The sequence below is a fragment of the Mediterraneibacter faecis genome, from assembly GCF_055383675.1.
This window is the reverse complement of sequence record NZ_AP043803.1, coordinates 239,403-261,032: the sequence shown is the minus strand read 5'-3', so window position 1 is coordinate 261,032 and position 21,630 is coordinate 239,403. Positions and strand designations below refer to the sequence as shown.

16 protein-coding genes, 1 tRNA gene and 1 pseudogene are annotated in these 21,630 nt (G+C 36.8%); 3 read left to right on the top strand and 15 right to left on the bottom strand.

Going from position 1 to position 21,630, the window contains the following annotated elements; all coding sequences use genetic code 11:
* Window positions 1-76: 76 nt before the first annotated feature.
* Window positions 77-565, top strand: a complete 489-nt coding sequence (locus ACZ47Z_RS01255) for a DNA-deoxyinosine glycosylase (protein WP_054751900.1) — start codon at window positions 77-79, stop codon at window positions 563-565.
* Window positions 566-629: 64 nt separating this feature from the next.
* Here ACZ47Z_RS01255 and ACZ47Z_RS01250 read toward each other — a convergent pair whose 3' ends face one another.
* Window positions 630-1,691, bottom strand: coding sequence for an FUSC family protein (locus ACZ47Z_RS01250; RefSeq protein ID WP_464525785.1), 1,062 nt, complete (start codon window positions 1,689-1,691; stop codon window positions 630-632).
* 188 nt (window positions 1,692-1,879) lie between these two features.
* Here ACZ47Z_RS01250 and ACZ47Z_RS01245 point away from each other — a divergent pair.
* A tRNA-Leu gene (locus ACZ47Z_RS01245) sits at window positions 1,880-1,964 on the top strand.
* A 54-nt stretch (window positions 1,965-2,018) separates the two neighbouring features.
* Here the strand turns inward: ACZ47Z_RS01245 and ACZ47Z_RS01240 are convergent.
* The 14 genes and pseudogenes from ACZ47Z_RS01240 to ACZ47Z_RS01175 all read right to left on the bottom strand — a co-directional run bounded on the left by ACZ47Z_RS01240 (window position 2,019) and on the right by ACZ47Z_RS01175 (window position 19,550).
* Complete coding sequence (locus ACZ47Z_RS01240; protein ID WP_464525784.1) at window positions 2,019-3,386, bottom strand: tyrosine-type recombinase/integrase; 1,368 nt, start codon at window positions 3,384-3,386, stop codon at window positions 2,019-2,021.
* A gap of 512 nt (window positions 3,387-3,898) precedes the next feature.
* A complete protein-coding gene (locus ACZ47Z_RS01235) occupies window positions 3,899-6,130 on the bottom strand; it encodes an alpha-galactosidase (protein WP_117890847.1) in 2,232 nt (743 codons plus the stop codon).
* Between the two features lie 15 nt (window positions 6,131-6,145).
* Complete coding sequence (locus ACZ47Z_RS01230) at window positions 6,146-7,258, bottom strand: phosphotransferase enzyme family protein (protein ID WP_054751891.1); 1,113 nt, start codon at window positions 7,256-7,258, stop codon at window positions 6,146-6,148.
* A 63-nt stretch (window positions 7,259-7,321) separates the two neighbouring features.
* Window positions 7,322-8,584 (bottom strand): Gfo/Idh/MocA family protein, encoded by a 1,263-nt coding sequence (locus ACZ47Z_RS01225; protein ID WP_117860621.1) that lies wholly within the window; start codon window positions 8,582-8,584, stop codon window positions 7,322-7,324.
* A gap of 22 nt (window positions 8,585-8,606) precedes the next feature.
* Window positions 8,607-9,914, bottom strand: coding sequence for an alpha-L-fucosidase (locus ACZ47Z_RS01220; protein ID WP_054751887.1), 1,308 nt, complete (start codon window positions 9,912-9,914; stop codon window positions 8,607-8,609).
* A 32-nt stretch (window positions 9,915-9,946) separates the two neighbouring features.
* Complete coding sequence (locus tag ACZ47Z_RS01215; RefSeq protein ID WP_054751886.1) at window positions 9,947-10,801, bottom strand: carbohydrate ABC transporter permease; 855 nt, start codon at window positions 10,799-10,801, stop codon at window positions 9,947-9,949.
* Window positions 10,802-10,819: 18 nt separating this feature from the next.
* Window positions 10,820-11,710, bottom strand: coding sequence for a carbohydrate ABC transporter permease (locus ACZ47Z_RS01210; protein ID WP_117890907.1), 891 nt, complete (start codon window positions 11,708-11,710; stop codon window positions 10,820-10,822).
* 111 nt (window positions 11,711-11,821) lie between these two features.
* A complete protein-coding gene (locus ACZ47Z_RS01205) occupies window positions 11,822-13,123 on the bottom strand; it encodes an ABC transporter substrate-binding protein (protein ID WP_054751884.1) in 1,302 nt (433 codons plus the stop codon).
* Between the two features lie 214 nt (window positions 13,124-13,337).
* A complete protein-coding gene (locus ACZ47Z_RS01200; RefSeq protein ID WP_054751883.1) occupies window positions 13,338-14,603 on the bottom strand; it encodes an ABC transporter substrate-binding protein in 1,266 nt (421 codons plus the stop codon).
* On the bottom strand, window positions 14,587-15,339 hold the full coding sequence (locus ACZ47Z_RS01195) for a response regulator transcription factor (RefSeq protein WP_226871131.1): 753 nt from the start codon (window positions 15,337-15,339) through the stop codon (window positions 14,587-14,589). Before ACZ47Z_RS01195 ends, ACZ47Z_RS01200 begins: the two co-directional genes overlap by 17 nt.
* Window positions 15,327-17,126, bottom strand: a complete 1,800-nt coding sequence (locus tag ACZ47Z_RS01190) for a sensor histidine kinase (protein WP_270376710.1) — start codon at window positions 17,124-17,126, stop codon at window positions 15,327-15,329. The genes ACZ47Z_RS01195 and ACZ47Z_RS01190 overlap by 13 nt, the downstream gene beginning before the upstream one ends.
* A gap of 674 nt (window positions 17,127-17,800) precedes the next feature.
* A pseudogene (locus ACZ47Z_RS01185) lies at window positions 17,801-17,907 on the bottom strand (lactoylglutathione lyase); the annotation flags it as partial.
* A complete protein-coding gene (locus ACZ47Z_RS01180; RefSeq protein WP_055158307.1) occupies window positions 17,904-18,590 on the bottom strand; it encodes an MBL fold metallo-hydrolase in 687 nt (228 codons plus the stop codon). The gene ACZ47Z_RS01180 and the pseudogene ACZ47Z_RS01185, both read right to left, overlap by 4 nt.
* A gap of 183 nt (window positions 18,591-18,773) precedes the next feature.
* Window positions 18,774-19,550, bottom strand: a complete 777-nt coding sequence (locus tag ACZ47Z_RS01175) for a ZIP family metal transporter (RefSeq protein WP_118175638.1) — start codon at window positions 19,548-19,550, stop codon at window positions 18,774-18,776.
* A 258-nt stretch (window positions 19,551-19,808) separates the two neighbouring features.
* Here ACZ47Z_RS01175 and ACZ47Z_RS01170 point away from each other — a divergent pair, with 258 nt between their 5' ends.
* Complete coding sequence (locus ACZ47Z_RS01170; protein ID WP_270376709.1) at window positions 19,809-21,578, top strand: diguanylate cyclase domain-containing protein; 1,770 nt, start codon at window positions 19,809-19,811, stop codon at window positions 21,576-21,578.
* Window positions 21,579-21,630 lie beyond the last annotated feature (52 nt).

Below are 21,630 nucleotides of genomic sequence, written 5' to 3'. Positions count from 1 at the left end.
ATCATTGACACAATCTCCTCAAGACACTATACTTGTTATAAAACTTACTCCAAACCATCAGAAAGTGAACACAACCATGGAATATGAACACATTACCCACTCCTTTGAACCAATATATAATGAAGACTCCGAGATTCTGATTCTTGGAACTCTTCCTTCTGTAAAATCACGGGAAAATAATTTCTACTACGGACATAAACAAAATCGATTCTGGAAATTGTTGGCGAAACTTTGTGAGGAGGAAACTCCGCAGACAGTTGAAGAGAAAACGGCCATGTTACTCCGCCACCATATCGCTATCTGGGATGTTATTCAAAGCTGTGACATCAAAGGCTCCAGTGACAGCAGTATCAAGAATGTGATACCAACTGATCTGAAACAAATCTTAGATCATTGTCAGATTCGACAAATCTATGCAAATGGAAATAAAGCCGGAGCTCTTTATAAGAAATATCAGCAGCCGCTGACCGAAAGAGACATCCTCGTACTCCCTTCCACCAGCCCGGCCAATGCCGCCTGGTCACTGGATCGTTTGTATGAAAAATGGAGTGAGATACTGAGGTGAATTATATTGCCTCAGTTCTCACTCCATTTTTATTCGAATAAATTACTATTTCAAACAACTTAGATTATTCGCTAACCTGCGCTCTTCTCTGCTCAAACACTGCTGCCAGTCTCGGCAGAATCTTATTGCATGCCATCGTATATGCCGCGCCAAATACATTTGCCCCAATACGAAGCGCTACCGCATACGGCATCCCAAACAAGCCGGATGCAATCGACAATGCACCAAATGTATTAAATGCTGTCTGCCATGCATACCCTGCAGAATACCCAACTCCAATTCCTCCGATCATTCCGATGTACGGATACATTGACTCCGGAAGTACCAGGTACAGGACAACGAATAACAGACAACCTACTATATTAAATGCAGCTCTCTTACCTGCCCGCTCTTTGCAGTCATCCGGGAATGGAAGACAAACGAACATGCTTGCGATCCCTGCCCACATTGCTCTCGGAAGTCCAAGCAATGACATGAATAACATTGCACTGGAAACAACTAATGAAAGACGAATGTACCATCTGTTTCTTGCAGAGCTGATATTGAACTCGCGGAACAAATCAAGAAATGATCTTCTATACGGTCTGTTCTTCTGATTCTTATAGAAGATTGCCATACACAATACCATTCCAACCAAAAGGCCAGCCACGCGATACAAATACTCCTGTCCGGTCACATCATATCCTTGAAGAAGAAGATATCCAAGAACAAATGTAGAATGATTGTACATGATTACATTGTGACATCCCAGAATCATAAGAAGCAAAATACATACTATATTAATAAAGAATGCCGGAACCGGTGACACCATATTCGAAAGCTTCGGTCCTGCAATCAATATTCCAAAGATTCCGACGATGGAGGCCAATCCGTGCGTTGTACGAATTCCAAAATCTGCCTGTCGAAGAACAAGCACCGCAAGAAGCACTGTAACGCCTACTACACTGTTGTTATTCCCTGTGAAATGACTGTATAAAGAAACTACCGCCACACAAAATGCCATTACAAGATAGACTTTAAAATTATAAATAAGAATGTGGCGATACCTTTCCTTCTTGTCTTCTGTCGCTTTGATCAGCTGCTTAGATGCAACTGAACTGAGCTGTAACTCCTGATAAAATGTCATATATCTCTTCCTCCCACTGTTATTTTTTCTTCAAAAGATCAACGAGAAACTATAATACAAATCCATCTCGGAGTCAATAAAAACTTTATTAAAATTTTCTGATAAATCTGAATTATTCAAACAATATATAGAATTTAATTTTTAGACTTTACAAAACGCAGGCTCTATGGTAAGATAGTTTGTGTCGAGCGGAAGTGGCGGAATGGCAGACGCGCTAGATTCAGGTTCTAGTGGGAGTTTTATCCTGTGGGAGTTCAAGTCTCCTCTTCCGCATGGTTGAAAAGTACGAGAAAGCCTTATTTTATAAGGATTTCTCGTCTTTTTTTGTTATCTGAAATTTGCCCATTTTTGGTTACCTCTGGTTACCTCTTTGGTTACCTCTGTTATTTTTTCTCTCCCATTCGGGAAATCAATCACATTTTTACGGTTATAATTCTTATCCAATGCACGATCCAGCTGACTGACAATCTCTTCAGGACGTTTTCTGTCATAACAATAATTGTTATAAGTTGTTCTTTCATCCTCATGTCCAATGATCTTTCTGACTGTATTAATATTGATTCCTTCGTCAATCATCGATGAGATCACCGTCTTTCTCACTTTATGAGGACTTCTGTATGGAATATCAAGATACTTACAGTATTTTCTCAAACGACATGCGATTGCATTTTCCGTAATTCTCTTTCCCTGATTCATAAATAAATAAGAACCTGAGCAGCCATTTCTCTCATTCGCAGCCATTGCAAGTTTAATGACCAGCTTCGCTTTTTCAATCAAAGGAATTTCCCTGTCACCGGCATCTGTCTTTGTATGTTCCACAACTTCTCTAGATGTTTTTCTAAATTTCCCATCCGGTCCCTCTGTATAGCAGCTTGTTTCCATATGTTGGATATGAATATGATCCCGGCTCACGTCACTCTCTTTCAGTGCAACCAGTTCTCCCGGACGAACCCCTAGATAAAACTGAAGGATCACTGCTAACGATGTTGTGTTATCCGGATTTTCTTCATACTCTTTCCATGCCTCTTCTATGATTAGCAGCTGTTCGTTTTCCAAATAAACTTGCGTCTCATCTGATTTCTTCTTTTCCTTACGAAACATCTTTGCATTAATCTTGACCTGTGCAAATGGATTGGAATTGATAAAACCTCTGTCAATCGCATACTCCATGCAATGCCTCATGATAAATGACATTGTATAATACTGTTTTTTAGTCATGTGATTTGTTTTTATCATTCCATGAGCCCACTCATCCAACATCAACTTATTGAATTTCTTCAAGGGTATTGTTGCAATTTTAGTTCCTTCGTAAAATCTCGACCATTCTGTAGAATAACGTTTTACCGATGCCGACTTCAAAGTATGAAGCTGAAAATATTGTAACCACATCGGATAGACTGTCGTAAGTGTAATCTCATCCTCTGCATTCTCTTCACAGTTAGTATTTACGATCAGATTTTCCAGTTCCTTTTGTGTACTTCTTTTGACTAATCGCCTATGATCTGCTTTCGTCTCATCATAAAAATGTGTATACCACTTTCCATCCTTTCCTTGCCATATTTTATATTTGTGCGCTTTTAAAATATCTCTTCTTCTCATCATAGCCATTTTCTTCCGCACATCATCTAATGTTATAATACCATTACCGATTGCTTCAGACAATAACTCTTTCACATCCATTTCGTCATATCCCAAAGCTTGCATCACCCCTTTTTAATTTTTTTCTGTCAGTTTTACCGATGGCTGATTCTCAAAGGCAAGATTTTAAGGCCTTCATATATAGAAACGTTTCAAGGGGCTTATACAACCATCGATACTGAAGTTTCAAAAAAATAGGTGATAAGAATCTGACGGTGATACTATGATAATTCTTTGATTAGAAAATACAACGATAACTTTTAGGGCAAGATGCGCCCTTGAGTAACTCTAATTTCCTTTTGGAAATCAGGCTACCTGGCAATCTTGATGGGGATTTCGCTCCCCATTCCCTCGAATCTGTATATAACTGTTAAACATAAGTGATGTTTACGCCATCTAACATATACCCAAATAGATTATTCCAAAAATTAGGGAATTTTGAAAATATAGATGGAACGCATCTGCCTACGTGAAATTAATTCTACGCTAAAAGTATAATTTCAAAAAAACGCCTCCCGGCTATTTCAACCGAGAGGCAATTTCTAAAAGAAGGGATGAAAGAAAACTAACTATTCAACTTTTTCTTGTAATATATAAATTCTTGATTCAAAATCAGTGCATGGCGTTACATTTCCCGGAACTTGCCCTGCTGTTACATCTGTCGTGATCAGTCCCCAATTCATCAACTCATCTCCATAATTCTCTGTATTTGCTGATAAATTCTTATAAAGTTTATCTGGATCAAGTCCCTGCAGCTTTATTCTGCTGTATGGCATATTTACACCATTTAATACACGATAATATCCTACAAGTGCTGTTGTTTTCTCTTCATTAACTACCATCCAAATAGTTTCATTTCCCTCAAATGGACTTTTCAATCTGTAAAATGTTCCAAACTGTATCAACTGACGATACTTTTTCATAAATAGGCTTTGTGCCTTTACCTCTTCAATTTCAGAATCGGATAATTTATTCAAGTCCAACTCGTAACCAAACGTTCCAAAATAGGCCACATTTGCTCTTGTATGTAACGGTGTATTTCGAAAAACCTGATGATTTGGTATTACAGACACATGACTTCCCATACTGCTGATCGGATAACACATTGATGTTCCATACTGAATTTTCAACCTTTCAATTGCATCAGAATCATCGCTTGTCCATCCTTGTGGTGCATAATAAAGCATTCCCGGATCAAAGCGTCCTCCTCCGCTTGCGCAAGACTCAAATAAGATTTTTGGAAATTCAGATGTCAATCTTTCATACAAATCATACACTCCAAGTATATAACGATGGAATATTTCTCCCTGTCGTTCTGCTGGATAGGCAATGCTATAACACTCTGTAATGCTTCTGTTCATATCCCATTTTATGTATGAGATTTTTGCTTTTGAAAGAATCTTTGAAATCATTGTATAAATGTAATCAACAATCTCTTTTCTTGAAAAATCTAATACATATTGATTACGTCCATGTGAATTTGTTCTTCCCGGTGTTTGTAAGATCCAATCCGGATGTTGACGATATAGGTCTGAATCCTTATTTACCATCTCTGGCTCAATCCATAAACCAAATTGCATACCAAGGTTTTCTATGCGATCTGCCAGACCTTCAATCCCATTCGGAAGCAATTCTTTATTGACTATCCAATCTCCCAATCCAGCACGATCATTTCTACGTTTACCAAACCATCCATCATCAAGAACAAATAATTCAATGCCGCATTCCTTTGCTTTCTCTGCAATTTTCACCAAACGTTCTTCTGTAAAATCAAAATACGTTGCTTCCCAGTTATTATTCAATATTGGTCTGACACGATCACGCCAATATCCTCGTGCAAGGCGTTTTGCGTATAATTTATGAAAATTCTGACTCATCTCATTAAGTCCATTATCAGAATAAAGCATGACTGCTTCTGGCGTCTGAAAACTTTCTCCTGATTCCAATTTCCAGTCAAATCCATTTGGATTAATTCCTACTGTAACTCGTGTCACATCATGTGTATCTACTTCTGCCTGAATTCTAAAATTGCCGCTATAGATGAAACTAAATCCGATTGCTTCTCCCATAGATTCATCTGTATTTTTTCTTTTAAGAACCATGAACGGATTCTGTTCATGCGAGGAATTCCCACGCATACTATCAATTGCCGTAATGCCCTGTTCCAAAGTCCTCATCTTCACATGACGCTCTCTTGCCCATGCACCAGACAGTTGCATCCAAACATAATCTTTATCCGGAAGATCCAGATTCAAACTCATTGCTGTAAGCAAATGTACCGGCATTTTCCCTGTGTTTTTTATGCAGACACTCCTGGCGATCGCACTGTATTCAGAAAAGATCGTATACAGCAATTCCACTACAACTCCCGTAAGAGAATCTTTCAAAAAGATCTTAAGCGTCATCGCTTCTTCTTCAGACTCTGCATAGGTAGCCGGAAGCCCCTGAAGTTTTGGCTTTCCTGGTAAAATCTGATATCCGTCATATTCAAATTCTGAGATTCTGCTTCCATTTTTCTGTAATATTTCAATTGCAGAATGACGATAGTCCGTTGTCCCATATACCGGATATTCCTGTCGAATATGCTCCAATGAAAAACTTTTGTCCCCTTCATATACATAGGAGGTCATCGGACGTTCTATTTTCTCCACCAGATAAGAAAAATTCTTCTTATCATGGATTTTCTTTCCGTAATAAATTTGTCCCATATGTCCGTTTTCTAATACGCACATAATATAGCTTATCTGATCATTATATAAATGAAATGTCTTTGTCTCTTTATGAAATACAATATTTCTCATATATATTTTCCCTTGTTATTGGTATTTTGCAACAATCTTCTGCATTAAATCCCATTTCTTTTCCATGTCTGCAACAAGCTTAAATTGTGTTCGACATCTATCAAGATTATGGTCTTCTCTATGAATCTTAAAATAATGATCTCCTTCCAGATAATCCGTCAGGAATCGTATTCCGCATTCAAAAGTCATCACCTTAGCTCCCATTGGCAAAAGTTCTATTTCTTTTGTTGTCAATTGTTCTCTACATTCTTCAAGAAAACCTTTCGTATAAAGTTCAAATAACTCCATACTACAAGTAACCTTCTCTAAATCTTTTTCATCCTCTGCTGCTGTACTCGCACCAAAGCGAATAGAATCGCCAAAATCATTCATCGCCAGTCCTGGCATAATCGTATCTAAATCTATTACACAGAGTCCTTTTCCTGTAGCGTAATCTATCATAATATTATTTAACTTTGTATCATTATGTGTTACTCGTAATGGGATCTCACCTTTTGCCAATAGTTTTCCAAAAACACTTGATATTTCTTCACGCTCAAGGACAAACCGAATCTCCTTTTGTACTTTTGCTGCACGGCCAAAGCTATCTTTTTCAACAGCCTCCTTAAATGCAATCAATCTAGATTCTGTATCATGAAATCCCTTAATTGTTTCATTCAGTGTTTCTGCTGGATAATTTGACAATAATTTTTGAAAATGTCCAAATGCTACTGCGCTTTCATAAAAATCTTTCGGATTTTCTACAAGATCATAGCTTGTTGCATCTGTGATATACTTATAAGATCTCCAGTACTCTCCTTTGGAATCCACAAAATAATATTTTTCATCTTTTGCCGGAATCAAATTTAATGTTTCTCGCTCTGGATCTCCTCCATTTTTCTTTATTATTTTCTTTAAGTATGTTGTGACGCCTTCAATATTCTGCATTAATTCAACTGGGTTAGTAAAAATCTCCTGATTCACTCTTTGCAAAATCACTCTTATTGATCCCATTTTTCCAATCTCATACGTCAACAAATAAGTGTCATTGATATGTCCACTTCCATAGGGCTTGATACTAATAAGATTACCTTCAAACTGAAATCCATTAATTGCTTCTTTCAACTGTTCTTCTGATACTCTATTCATCACTTACTCCCTTCCCATAAATGCTGAGGATAAATCCCTTCATCATTTTATGGTTTTCAATTTCTATTTTGTCTCGTAGGCGCTGTATTCTTCAAAATCAATCACAGTTTTTCTAATTCTGGCTTCTTCAGCTGCAAGAGCCATCAAATGACTTGCCACAGAAACTGACGCATCTGTTTTTCCTGTTTTTCCTTCTCCAACCATACGAACAAACTCGCGCATCATACTCATATCACTTCCGCTATGTCCCTTTGAAGGTGTATGAAGTTGAATCAAATCATTTGTTCCACTTACAAAATCTATGATTTCTATTGTTCCTGCCTCCATATCACCTTTTAATTCGCCTTTAGTTCCCATAATTCGAATTCTTCTTGCGCACTGGTTTGTAAACGCTGTCATCAAAAATGAAGCTGTAACTTGGTTTTCAAATTCGATATCTACTGTCTGATGATCCACAACTGTATTATCAGAATGGAACACGCATCTTCCATAAGGTCCTTTCTTTAACTCCTTTAGGACATGTTCTGAATCTGCCTGATCAGTTACTGCATATACAAGTCCGTCTTCCACAGCTTTCGGATGTTCTAAGTAAAAACGTGGTGCATAAAACGGACATTTATCTCTATGTTCACATCCGTCCATGCAATATCTCGGTGCATTTACAGGTGCATTTTCTTCTGTAAAATATGTAAGTTCTCCAAAAGAACTGATTTTTTTACACTTACTATCAGCTAACCATAACATAATATCCATATCATGACAGCATTTCTGCAATATCATTGGACTTGATTCTTCTTTATTTCTCCAATTTCCTCTCACAAAGCTATGTGCATGATGCCAATATCCTACTTCCTCAATATGCTGAATTGACATCATTCTTCCAATTCTTTCCTCGTCTAAAATTTCTTTTATTTTTGAGAAAAAAGGTGAGTAGCGCAAAACATGGCATACCGATAATATTCGATTATATTTCTTTGCCATTGCTCCCATTTTTACAATTTCGTCTTTATTTGGAGACATCGGTTTTTCACATAAAACATGATATCCTTTTTGCAATGCCATAGTAACCGGTTCATAGTGCATTTTATCCTGTGTACAAATCATAGCACAATCTGCAATTTTGTCTTGTTGTAATAATTCTTCATATGATTCATACTGTAGCTCTTTTGGAATATTATGTTTTGCCGCAAAAAGTTCTCTACGTTCTTGGTCTGGTTCTGCCACAGCTACCACTTTAAATTCATCTGGGTGATCCAATGCATACTGAGAATATACATAGCCACCCCTCAATCCTGCCCCAATCAAAATACTGGTTACCTGCTTCATCGTTTTTCTTCCTTCCTCATTCTCAATTCTTAAGTTGTATTTTTAATACCGTGTCTTTTTCATCAGGCAATGGATAAGTAAATACCGGATCATCTCCAAATGATACGAATGCAACATCTGTATAAAGAGCTGTATTCCATGCTTCTCCTCTTTTCACTTCACTTCCATCAGCTAAATATGTAATTCTATCCAGTTTTTCAGGACTGATTCCATAGAGCGGAAGTGCTCCTAAAGGTGTCTCATAAACATGTGCATAAATCACTCCGTCTTTCTCTGTATATCTTCCCCAATCAGGTTTCTCAAGATCTGATATTCCACATCCATAAATACTTTCTTTATTCTTATCCATCCAGTTTCCGACTTCTTTGAGTATTTCAACACTTTCCTTTGGAATGTTTCCTTTTGCATCAGGTCCTACATTCAAAATCATATTTCCACCCTTACTAACACACTCTACAAGTTTTCTCACTAACATTTCTGGTGTTTTATACTGATGGTCGAAGTTGCAATATCCCCAGTGATTATTCATTGTTGCGCAAAGTTCCCATGGAATTGGCTCTCCATTGATATCACATACTCCTTTTGGCGGAATGATCTGTTCCGGACTTGCAAAATCACCACTGTAAATTAACGGATTATCTGTTGCAATACTTCCATGGTTATCTCCAGCACCTTCTAAACGATTATCAATGATTACATCCGGCTGATAGTGACGTACCATTTTGATCAATTCTGTTGCTTTCCATTTTTCACCTGTCATATCGTCATAAGAAAAATCAAACCATAATAAATCTAATTTCCCATAATTTGTAACAAGTTCTTTTACCTGTCCATGCATGTAATCCAAATATCTGTCAAAATCAATTTTTTCATCCTTGTATGCTTCATTATTTCTCATCGGGTGCTGACGATCTCCATATTTCGGGAAATCCGGATGTTTCCAGTCAATAATGGAAAAATAAAGTCCTACCTTTAAATCCTCTTCTCTACATGCATCTACAAATTCTCTTACCAGATCACGTCCGGCTTTTGTATTTGTTGATTTATAATCTGTAAGTTTGGAATCAAACAAACAAAAACCATCATGGTGTTTTGCAGTTAATACTACATATTTCATTCCTGCTTCTTTGGCTAATCGAACCCATTTTTTTGGATCATAATCTACTGGATCAAATTGTTCAAAATACGTTCTGTATTCTTCTACAGTCATCTCTTTTTCCGACATAACCCATTCACCACAAGCCGGAATTGAATATAATCCCCAATGTATAAACATTCCAAATCGTGCATCCATAAACCACTTTGTTCGTTCTCTAATTTCCTGATTCATTTATTTTCTCCTCGTCTTTCAATTATCTACAATTAACCTTTCACAGCACCGCCGGATAATGCTTCAATAAAGAATTTACTAAATACGCAATATAAGATTACCGGTGGAAGAATGATAACAACCATTGCTGAAAACAGTCCGTTATAGTTCGTATTAAATGATGTTGTAAATGTTGACAGCAATGCCGGAACTGTTAATTTTTCTCTTGTGATCAATACAAGTGATGCCCAGTAATATTCATTCCAGTTACTCAGAAAGGCTAAAACTGCAGCTGTCATAATTCCCGGTCGTGCAATTGGGAAAATAACTTTTACCCATGTTTGGAAATAAGTACAACCATCAATTCTTGCAGCTTCCTCCAACTCTTTTGGAATATTGTCATAATAATTTTTTATAACAAAGAAGCTGACTGCGATACCACTACAAGAGTAAATTAAAATTAATGCCGCACGTGTATCATATAAATGCAGATTATTAATAAGGTTATATACCGGATATGTTAAAGCTGTTGCGGGAATAAACATAGTGGAATATAAAAGAATATTTACCAGTGCTTTACCACGAAATTCCATTCTTGCCACTACATAAGCTGACATAGAGATCATAACCACACTGATCAATACAGATACGCCTGCAACAAACAAACTGTTTCCGAAATAACGAAGTACATGAAGGTCTTTAAATGTAGAAATATATCCATCAATGCAAATCGACTCCGGAAGTTGAAATCCTGGTCTTGCCATAGGATCTTTTTTCAAACTTGATAATCCCAACCATACTAATGGTACGAGTGATATAATCAGTGCCCATGCTAAACAAATATATGTAACGATTTTAGTCCCTGTCGGCATATTTTTTACTGTTTTTCCATGTAAAGATTTTTTCATTATTTATCACGCTCCTCCCTAATGTTTCTCTTTTTTGAATGAAACACTGTATGCGAAATTAATTACAAGAATAATGACCATACCTGCTAAAATCTGTATCATAGCCACCGCATTTGCTCGTCCAAACTGAGTCCTCGGACTTGTGATTGCTAACTCTCGAATCACATAACTGATACTGTACGTTCCCGCTGCTCCTTTTGTCAGGAAATAAACTTCGTTGTAAAGAAGGAATCCTGAGGTTGCTGCAAGCACAGATACTGTTTTCAGCGTTCCTTTAATCATTGGAATTGTAATGAACCAATCCTGCTTTAATCCGCTGGCTCCATCTAACATTGCCGCTTCTCTCACTTCTTCCGGAACTGCCATGATATTACCAAGTATCATTAATGTTGTTGTTCCTGTAAAGAAAATATAGGCACATGTCATAGCAATAAATGCCGGTCCTTTTAACAACAGAACACTATCTGTAAAGTCCTTGTTGAAAATTCTAATGATAGGATTGATAATTCCATAGGATGGATTATATAACTGTAAAAAAATCACTCCCATCGCCGCTGTGGAAATCATATTCGGAATAATGTAAACATTTCGTACAAACTTAATTCCCTTTACCTTTCTTGATAATGCAAGTGCTATCAAGGTAGCAATCGGAATCTGAACTATTGCACCAAGGAGTGCCCAGGTTGCAGAGTTTTTAAGTGCTTCCCAAAAGAATGGATATTTTTTAAATATGTACTCATAGTTGTTCCATAAATCCTGAAATCCAAAAAATTCCGGAGATGTAATATTACTGTAATCCCACTTACAGAAAGATGTCACAAATACCGTAATGATTGGATAAAGGTAGAACACACAGAATGCCAGAATTGTTGGTGCTAAAAAGGCAATAATAAATCCTGTACGTCTCATCCCCAATTTACTTTTTTTCTTATTGTTAATACTTTCTTTCAATTTAATACCTCCAATAAAAACGGGAAGGGACAACATTCCCCTCCCTCATTGAAACTAAATCATTTATAATTAACCAATCAATGCAAGCAATTCTTTCTGAAGTGCTTCAAATCTTGCATCAATGTCTGTTCCGGAAACAGCACACTCCATAAGTGCGTTTATAATCGCTTTGTTAACGTCAGATCCCCATGTATATTTCATGTCGATTACAATTGTATCTGCTTCATTAACCTGAGCACATGCTTTAGCAAGTTTCATTGTAGCAGCATCTCCGCTCTGCTCTGCAAGTGCATTCAGATCAACTGTTGTGTTACATGGGTTTGCCTGAGCACCTGTAAAAATTTTTTCCTGAACTTCCGCACTTGTCATATACTTAACAAATTCAAGCGCAAGTGCTGTCTTCTCTTCACTCATGCTGTTTGCAACTGTAAGTCCGCCACCTGCTGATGAAATAGAGATATTTCCCGGGAACAGTGCTGGCTCAATTGCATCAACCAGAGATTCATCAATTCCACTTGCATTCCATACACCATTGAAAAGTACTCCTACTTTTCCATTTGTATTAAACTCAGCCATCAGATTTCCATTATCATCTGTTGTATGCTCTGAACCATTTGCCTGATCTAATTTTGCTGTTGTCTTGAATGCATTAGCAAACTCATCAGAATTAACAATATCTTCTGTCAACTCAGACTCTACCATCTTCTTTCCAGCGTCTGTAGATGCCATAATTGCATTTATAATACATCCAGATCCCTGTCCGGCAATATATCCATAGGATTCATCACCTAAACCTGCAATCTTTGTCATTGCATCTCCGAATGTATTCCAGTCTGCAAATGCATCTGCAGAAACACCCGCTTTTTCAAACAGCGCTGCATTATACCAAAGACCACGACTTTCGATCTGATCATGTACAGCATAAATATGACCATCTAGATCATGCTGTGTATAGTTAAGTCCTACTGCGTCCTGAAGATTATTTTCATCAATATATGGCTTCAGATCATAAACAAGCTCCTGTGAAATTGCAGCCTGTGGTACTCCATTTCCTCCAACATCTACCATATCCGGGTATGATCCACCAGCAACCTGTGCACTAACAATATCATCTCTGTTCTCAACAGCAATCGGTTTAAAAGTTACATCTCCGTCTGCATGTTCCTGTGCAAATTCATCATAGATATCTCTCATTACCTGTGCTGCCGGCCATTCACTTTCATCCTGATAATATCCATGATAAAACTCCAAAACATTTTCATCACCGGAAGCTTTCTTATCTCCTTCGTTTCCTGAACTGCTTCCACATCCTGCTAATACGGATACACCCATTGCTGCTACTAGAAGTACACTTACCAATTTCTTTCTCATCTTTTTTCCTCCTGTGTTTCTCCTTATTTGTTGAATTAATTCTACCCTACTTTTTGTGCATTTTGAATGTATGGTATTGACAATAACATGCATGTTGTTTACACATTACCGAACAAAGCATGGATTATTTTTACCTCGTGTCAATATTTTACATGTTTTGCACAAAGAAAGAGTGCACACCAACTCACTTCAAGTCAATATGCACTCTCTCCAACTATTTCATTTTTATATTTTCTTCAAATTCTTGTACTGAGATTGTTCCCGCCAATAAATCAAAAATTGATTCAGTAAAATAATTTTTTTGTTCTAGTGACCAGATGTTACTTGGAACTTCTATTTTTTCATCAGCTTCAAGAACCAATGATACCGCTTGATATAATTTATCTTTATTTTCCTTATATAGCTCTACCGAAACATCCGGATTCGCCGGAATTTGTTCCGTCCTCTCAAGAATCTGTAACTGAACGTCTTTGCTAAGCATGTACTTTAAAAAGCTTACTGCCGCTTCCTGTCTTTCTTCATTTCCACTCTTTCCTAATACATATCCAAGACCTGAAGATTCACATGATACAGTTTTTTCTGTACATGATGGAAGTAAAGCATACTTTGCATTAATATCATCTGAAATCATTGGAGCACTCCATACACCATTGATGTAAATTGCCAGTTTTCCTTCATTGAAGAGATTCGTTTCATCTCGATAACTATACTCTGGAGTTTTTGAAACAGATAAACTATACAATTGTTTCAGCTGATTTATCGCAGTAGTGAACTCTTCCTCTTGATATACAAACTGCTGTCCCTTTGTCCTGGCTTGTTCACTACCTGAAAGCATATGATCTATACAATATAAATATCCCTCTGCCGCTGGTTGAAGTGCTGTTATCTCTGTTCCTTCTTTCAATGCCCAATCACTGATCTGGTTACACATCATCTGAAATTCATCCCAACTTTTCGGCACTTGCTCAATTCCTGCTGCATTTAAAATATCCTCATTGTACCAATATCCACCACTTAACATAAGAACATCTGACACAGAATACAACTCTCCATTCTTGGTTTTCCAATATTCCTTATTCACATCTGATATGCTTTGGGAAAAATCATTATCTCGCTCTATATATGGCTGAATATCTAATGCCATATCATTTTCAACTAAAAAATCATACAGACAATTTTCACCAACTCCACTAAAAGAGATAATATCCGGAACATTGCCAACCATTACCATATCTTCTACCTTTCTCATCATCTCTTCACTCGTCGGCATCGAAATAATCTGTAAGTCAATCTCCGGATACTCTTTTTGAAACTCAGCGTAAATATCTCTCATTTCAGCATGATCTTTTTCTGTACCGCCCCAGGCATGAATTAAAGTAATTGAGACATTATGATTATCCTCACTTTCGCAACCGCCCAATAAGCAACAACTTATTAAAATTCCCAATAAAAATATAACTTGTCTAATTCTTCTTTTCATCCTTTTCCTGCTTCCTAAAGTCCTTCGGCGAAACCCCTGTGATCTTTTTAAACATCTTTGAAAAATACCCTGCATCTTCAAATCCAACGGCTTCCGAAACTTCATAAGTTTTCATGTCTGTTTTTAAAAGATATTCTTTTGCTGACTCGATACGAAGCTTTAATATCTCATCAAAAAGATTTACGCCTGTTTTATTCTTATAAAACCTACTTAAATAACTTCTGTTAACATGTAATTCGTCTGCAATTTCTTCCAAAGAAATCTTGCTTTTATAGTTTTGTTTTACATATTGTTCAATCTGCTGAAGAAGTGTCTTTTGCTCTGGTACAATAACTTCCTCTTTTTCAACTTCTTTTTTCAATTTTAATAGTTTTCCGGTTGCTTTTCCTAACGCTTCCGGAAGTTCATCCATAATCGCAATCTTCAAAACATATTCACATGCACTGTATTTGATTGCAGATTTTGCATAATCAAAATTAGAGTATGCTGTTAATATTATCACCTGTGTTTCAGGCCTGGTTTCATATAAATACTTGCACACATCAAGTCCATTTACTTCAGGCATCTGAATATCTGTAATAACAATATCCGGTGATTCTTTTTCGATACATTCGATAAGCTCTTGTCCGTCCTCTAACACTGCTATCAAATCACAATCCATTTTCTCCCAATTAATCAGTTTTTTTAATGCTTCCCTTATATAACCTTCGTCATCTGCCGCAACTACTTTCCACATAGCATTGCCCCCCTTTCTGACGGAAGAATGATTTCGATTCTAGTTCCTTTCCCCTTTTTACTCTCAATGTCAAGCTCATAATCTTCGCCATACAAAATCTGTAACATTCTTTGTGTATTTTTTAATCCGGTGTGAGTATGTCCTATTTTCCCATTCTCCGGGATTTCATTCTCTTGATCCTCATTCAGCTTTTCATAATCCATTCCAACTCCATTGTCCTCAACAATAATATGGAGCCTCTTTATCTGTTCTGTATGATTGATTTTTTCTTCCTTTGCAGATTCCTCTGACGTATTTTCCTCATACAAACTCACTTTTATCATTCCACTCTCTTTTTGAGGTTCTAACCCATGTGAAACAGCATTTTCCACAAGTGGTTCGATTAAAAGTCGAGGAATAAGGTTCTCTTTTATCTGCTCGTCAGATAAATTAATTTCATACATTAATTTATCTTGATAACGTTCTTTTTGCAAAAACAAATAGAACTGAACAATTTCCAATTCTTCCTTCACTTTTATTTTTATTTCCTTATCACGGAAAATTTTACCTTGCATTAATTTTGAAAAAGCATTCAGACTTTCATATAATTCCTCGTTTCCTGACATTTTCGCTTTGAGACTGAGCATCGCAAGTATGTTAAACTGAAAATGAGGGTTAAGCTGCGATTGAAGATATTTCACCTGTGATTTAGTGGCTAATAACTGCTTTTCATATACCTCTGTGATCAAATACTTGATTCGATCTGCCATCTCATTAAACACTTGTCCCATATCATGAAATTCCTGTATTGTGGAATCCTCCATTCTCACATCCAGGTTCTGATTTCCAAATGCACGAATATTGGAAATCATTCTCGTTACTGGTTTTGAAAATCGATTACTAAGTCCATAAGAAACACAAAATGTAAAAAATAATACAATAACAAGTCCTGCCCAAAAGATAAATAACGTTGGTCGTAAAATTTCTAAAACATTGCTCTGTCCTACAGCAATGACAGTTCTTGTTCCAAATCCACTCGAATCTGCACTCCCAATTACTTTTTTTCCTTCGATTTTCTTATTTCCCACCCAGGATACGGATGTTTCTTTCATCAGCTCATTTTGTTTCTCATCTCCACCGGATACTAACAGCAAATCATTATTAGATAATACAATCCAAGAAGAATCCTGATAGTCTTCTATCTCCTTAAATATTTCTCGAATTGCATCACAACTAATTTGTGCTATGCCGATTCCTTTCTCTTTCATATTGTCATCATAAATGCGAAAAAGAATATTCAGATTCTCTCTATCCGCAACACATGCATACCGATTTTTTTCCAGTTTAAACCACTGTTGCATATTTTGATAATATACTTCCTGTTCCTTCTCAGCGCTCAGCGTTATAGCATAATAGTGCTCTTTCACACACTGATCCTGATTATTAAACAGATACATACTCGTAACGAATGGATATTGCTGATTGACTCTATTTCTTTGCGCAAATAGTTCCATGCTATATACTAATTGTTTTTTAGCTTCTTCTGAATCATAATTATCACATTGAAAAAAACTATCCAGCAGACTATTATGCCTTATAGCAATCGCCCCATCCTCTATAAATTGCATATGTGACTGGTACTGCTGTGTTGTATTATTGAGTACATATTCTATATCTTCCTGCGTATTTTCGAAAAAAAATGAGAAAAAGACATAACACACCGCCAGCACAACCAGCATTAATGTAACTACTGATGCAAGTGACATAAATACTGTTAACTCTTTCTTTAAAGTATGTCTTTTTCTCATTTTTTCTTTCCCCATTTTAATAAGTTTATTTTTATATATACTAACACACCTAGTATAAATAGTCGAGTGATTTTCCGTTCTGTGTATTACACTCTCATTCTTACTATTTGTTTAAAAAGAAAAGGAGAACCTAATATTGATAAGAGAAGAATCTATGACCGGATTCTGGAGCAGTGTACACCGATCTTAGTGGACGGTAAAAACAAACGGGAAAAGACTTTCAAAGAAAACATGTCTTATTTTAAAAAATTATTCGGCGATAAGGAATAAAAGGAAATACTTGTGACCACGCTTCTATCTACAGAGAGAAGCACAGTACATGGCATTACATTTCCTAAAAATTTTAAAACAGAAGGACTGCCCGTCATTGAAAGATTGATGATAGGTAGTCCTCTCTTTTAACAATATAAAACCCACTATAAACCTACTTTTTTAGTATATTTTGGTTACCACTATGGTTACCTGGGCATGATGATGTGCGGAAAGCCCCTTTCTATCAGTGTTTCCGACGCGGCACAGGGTTCAAGTCTCCTCTTCCGCATTGATGGAATGTAAGAGAAATCTTTATTTTATAAGGATTTCTCTTATTTTTTTGTTATCTGAAATTTTCCTATTTTTCTTTTTCTCAACTAGCTTTATGGCAGAATCTCAAGCCAGTATCCCTCTGGATCTTTGATAAAATCATCAGTAGTCTTTCTTCTCACTTCGTGCAGATCAAGGGCCTCGTTGTAAAATTTAATAGATCGCTCCAGGTCTGATCGTGAATCATCTTAAACTTCATAATTCTTCTCCTTTTGTACATTCTGTGTCTTTAATACGTGACTTATATTGCGGATATTCAGTAATAAACCGCTTAATTACATTGGCATCATTCCAGTAATGCATTGGAAAAATGACATTGCAATCTACATTTTTAAGGAAATACAGAATTCCGTCGGCATAGTGATCTTCCTGCCTCGGATCTAAAGGAACAAATGCAGCATCAAAATGCATACCCTTAATTTTCCTGATTTCTGCACGATATGCTGAAGTAAGTCTCTGGTTGTCAGCTTTCGGTTCACCATCCCAATACCAGTCATTTAAGTCGCCGGCATGATAAATGGTACCTTCCTTTGTTTTGACAATAAATGCTACACCACTATCGTTAGACAGCAATGTATCAACTTTGGTATCATTATCCAGATTATAAGTCTGATCATGATAAACATATGTAATCTTCATATCTGTCAAATGATTTCTTTTTCGTATATCATTCGCCAGGACTGCCTGATAAGTCATCCCCATATCATCAAGAATCTCAAAAATTTGAGGGTTAAAATGATCCTTATGGAAGTGACTACAAAAAACGATTACTTCTTTTTCCTTATCAAGGTGCGGTAATTCACCCTTATAATAATCAAAAATATAGTAGCAATCTTTGGTTTCAAGTAAAAATCCACTGTGGTTAATGTAAGTAATTTTCATAATATCTCCTGTATAAATTAATATTGGAAACTTCATAAGAAAATTCTGATTTCTATGTTGTTTAAATTCCTAATAAAGAATCAATCTATGATTGATTTATAATAATTCCCAAAATCGGCCAGTGCATCTATAATTGGCAGCATTTCTTTTTCTTATATCAAATAAATCTTTTAAGATTCTCTATCATCCCAACGCCACATCCAGAACCATCATCAAACTGAATCCAACTGCAAAGAAAACTGTACCGATATTAGAGTGCTCCCCCTGCGACATTTCCGGAATCAGTTCTTCAACCACAACATAAAGCATTGCTCCTGCTGCAAAGCTCAGTAAATATGGTAATGCCGGGATTATCAACTGCGCAGCAATGATTGTAAGTACTGCTCCAACTGGTTCAACCACACCTGAAAGCACACCTCCTAGAAATGCCTTCCCCTTACTTTCTCCTTCGGCTCTAAGCGGCAGAGATATAATTGCTCCTTCTGGGAAATTCTGAATTGCAATTCCAAGTGATAAAGCAAGCGCACTCGCTGCTGTAATCTTTGTATTTTCTGCAAGAAGACCTGCATACATTACACCAACTGCCATCCCCTCAGGAATATTATGCAGTGTAACCGCCAGTACCATCATCGTTGTACGCTCAAGCTTGCTTTTAGGGCCTTCTGACTGTTCACTTCCAACATGAAGGTGTGGAATCAAATGATCCAGCGTAAGCAAAAACAACACGCCAATCCAAAAACCGACTACTGCCGGGAAAAATGATAAAGCTCCCATATTTTCGGATTGTTCAATAGCCGGAATCAAAAGACTCCAGATGGATGCCGCAACCATTACCCCTGCTGCAAATCCTGCAAGTGCACGCTGCACCTGTTTTCTAAGTGTTTTTTTCATAAAAAGTACACATGCTGCACCGAGCGTTGTTCCAATGAACGGAATCAGTATACCAAGAAAAATTTCCATTTACGCATCTCCTTTCTTGGTTAGTTTTAACTAACTACTCATTTTCTAAAAATCCGTGTAAAATCGAAACTGTAATTCCACACGGATTATTTTTTTTCTAGTTCAGTATATCACTTAAGGAATTGTATAGCAAGAAGCAACTTTTCTGCCTGATCACTTTCCCATCCAATTTTCCTGTTTTTTTCACAGATTTCACTCAATCTTTCAATTTCTGTGCTATAATATGACATTGCGAAAATATACGATGCTTAAACAGAGGTGAATTACTTGAAGAAGAAAACGCTTGTGCCTCTTATCGTTTTTTTACTGGGCATGTGCCTTGTTGGTTTGATTGTATACAAAACAGATGCCATTGAAAAAGAACAGAAACGCACGACCGCACAATTAAATGCAACAACTTACGGTGAACGTATAAAGAATGAGATTACTAATGGGATTGAGATCACTGATACGTTACAACAAATCTTGATCAGTGAAAATGGAGAGATCAATTATTTTGATACCATTTCCAAAAATATTATGTCCGACTCTATAGAAAGTATACAGCTCGCCCCAAATGGTGTTGTGACAGATATTTATCCTGCTGAAGGAAATGAAGCGGGCAAGATTGATCTGCTCCATGATAAAGATCGTGGAGAAATTTCCTGTTATGCGAGGGATAACCATACTTTGATCACACAAGGTCCCTTTGAATTAAAACAAGGAGGCTATGGAATTGCAGTTCGCAATCCGGTCTACTTAAAGGATGAAAATGGACAGGAATATTTCTGGGGATTTACGATTGTTATTTTGCGTGTTCCTGATATTTTTTCAGACTCAATCAACGCACTTTCGGATTTTGGTTATAAATATAAGCTTTCGAAAACATCCTCTCCCTGGAATGACACATATGAAGTTGTTTATCAGTCAGATGGAACTTTAACAAATCCGGTTTCTTATGATTTTACAATAGGTGAAGAGAACTGGATATTTGAAGTAATGCCTGAGAATGGCTGGGGAAACACTGCACTTATAGCTATAATTATCGGATTTTTTACTTCTATCATATTGATTCTGTCGGTTCTTATCTGGGTCTGGCTGACATCAAAAGAAAATAAGAACAGATTCCAGAAACTGGCACATATGGATTCACTTACCAATATTTATAATCGTTATGGATTTGATGAATTAGCAGAAGAAATGATCGCTAAAAATCCGAACGCCCATTATGTAGTTGCACTCTTCGATATAGATGATTTTAAGTTTATTAATGATATCTATGGACATGTTTACGGTGACAGGGCTTTAAAGAATCTTGCTGACAGTATGAAAAAATCTTTTCCATCGGATGCATTATTGGGGCGAAACGGCGGTGACGAATTCTGTATTCTTCTCCCAAATCGCACATATGATGATGCGAAAGAACAGTTACAACAATTCACTATGCTTCCAAAGATATTCTCATACAAGGGAAATGACTACCCATTTTATATTTCTCTTGGATATGCTGAATACCCTACCGCTGCATCAAACCGTGCGCAGCTCATGCGCTGTGCAGATGCCGCACTTTATGAAGTAAAACTACATGGAAAGAATGGATGTATGGCTTACAGGGAAGGACTTCAATCCGGTGTCCGCAAACAACTTGGATTTGCACTCAAGGATATCTCTGAACATCTTCCTGGTGCGTTTATTATCTACAGAGCGGATAAGGAAAATGATGAACTCTTTTATGCAAACCATGAGTTTCTCCACATGGCCGGATATAAAGATATAGATGAGCTGTTTAAGCTTACAAAGAAGAGCTTTCGAAACCTTATCCGGGAAGATGAGCAACAGCAGATTGAGGCAAGTATCTGGCAGCAAATCGACAGCGGCAATGAAAATGACTATATTTATTTTCATCTTCGAAAAGCTGATGGAACTTACCTTTCTGTACTTGACCATGGAAGAATTGTAGAAAACCAGCAATATGGAAGAGTATTTTATGTATTGTTTATGGACTGGGCTGATATGCATATCCGTTACAGTGATAAGTTCTCTGAATAAATAACAGATGGTGTGGGATCATATCAAATCCCACACCACCTGTTATTTCTTT

Coding starts and splice junctions, on each gene's coding strand:
- ACZ47Z_RS01205 (WP_054751884.1), bottom strand. CDS start 13,123: ATGAGAAAGAAATTGGTAAGTGTACTTCTAGTAGCAGCAATGGGTGTA.
- ACZ47Z_RS01250 (WP_464525785.1), bottom strand. CDS start 1,691: ATGACATTTTATCAGGAGTTACAGCTCAGTTCAGTTGCATCTAAGCAG.
- ACZ47Z_RS01195 (WP_226871131.1), bottom strand. CDS start 15,339: ATGTGGAAAGTAGTTGCGGCAGATGACGAAGGTTATATAAGGGAAGCA.
- ACZ47Z_RS01175 (WP_118175638.1), bottom strand. CDS start 19,550: ATGGAAATTTTTCTTGGTATACTGATTCCGTTCATTGGAACAACGCTC.
- ACZ47Z_RS01215 (WP_054751886.1), bottom strand. CDS start 10,801: ATGAAAAAATCTTTACATGGAAAAACAGTAAAAAATATGCCGACAGGG.
- ACZ47Z_RS01190 (WP_270376710.1), bottom strand. CDS start 17,126: ATGAGAAAAAGACATACTTTAAAGAAAGAGTTAACAGTATTTATGTCA.
- ACZ47Z_RS01225 (WP_117860621.1), bottom strand. CDS start 8,584: ATGAAGCAGGTAACCAGTATTTTGATTGGGGCAGGATTGAGGGGTGGC.
- ACZ47Z_RS01235 (WP_117890847.1), bottom strand. CDS start 6,130: ATGAGAAATATTGTATTTCATAAAGAGACAAAGACATTTCATTTATAT.
- ACZ47Z_RS01255 (WP_054751900.1), top strand. CDS start 77: ATGGAATATGAACACATTACCCACTCCTTTGAACCAATATATAATGAA.
- ACZ47Z_RS01210 (WP_117890907.1), bottom strand. CDS start 11,710: ATGAGACGTACAGGATTTATTATTGCCTTTTTAGCACCAACAATTCTG.
- ACZ47Z_RS01230 (WP_054751891.1), bottom strand. CDS start 7,258: ATGAATAGAGTATCAGAAGAACAGTTGAAAGAAGCAATTAATGGATTT.
- ACZ47Z_RS01220 (WP_054751887.1), bottom strand. CDS start 9,914: ATGAATCAGGAAATTAGAGAACGAACAAAGTGGTTTATGGATGCACGA.
- ACZ47Z_RS01180 (WP_055158307.1), bottom strand. CDS start 18,590: ATGAAAATTACTTACATTAACCACAGTGGATTTTTACTTGAAACCAAA.
- ACZ47Z_RS01200 (WP_054751883.1), bottom strand. CDS start 14,603: ATGAAAAGAAGAATTAGACAAGTTATATTTTTATTGGGAATTTTAATA.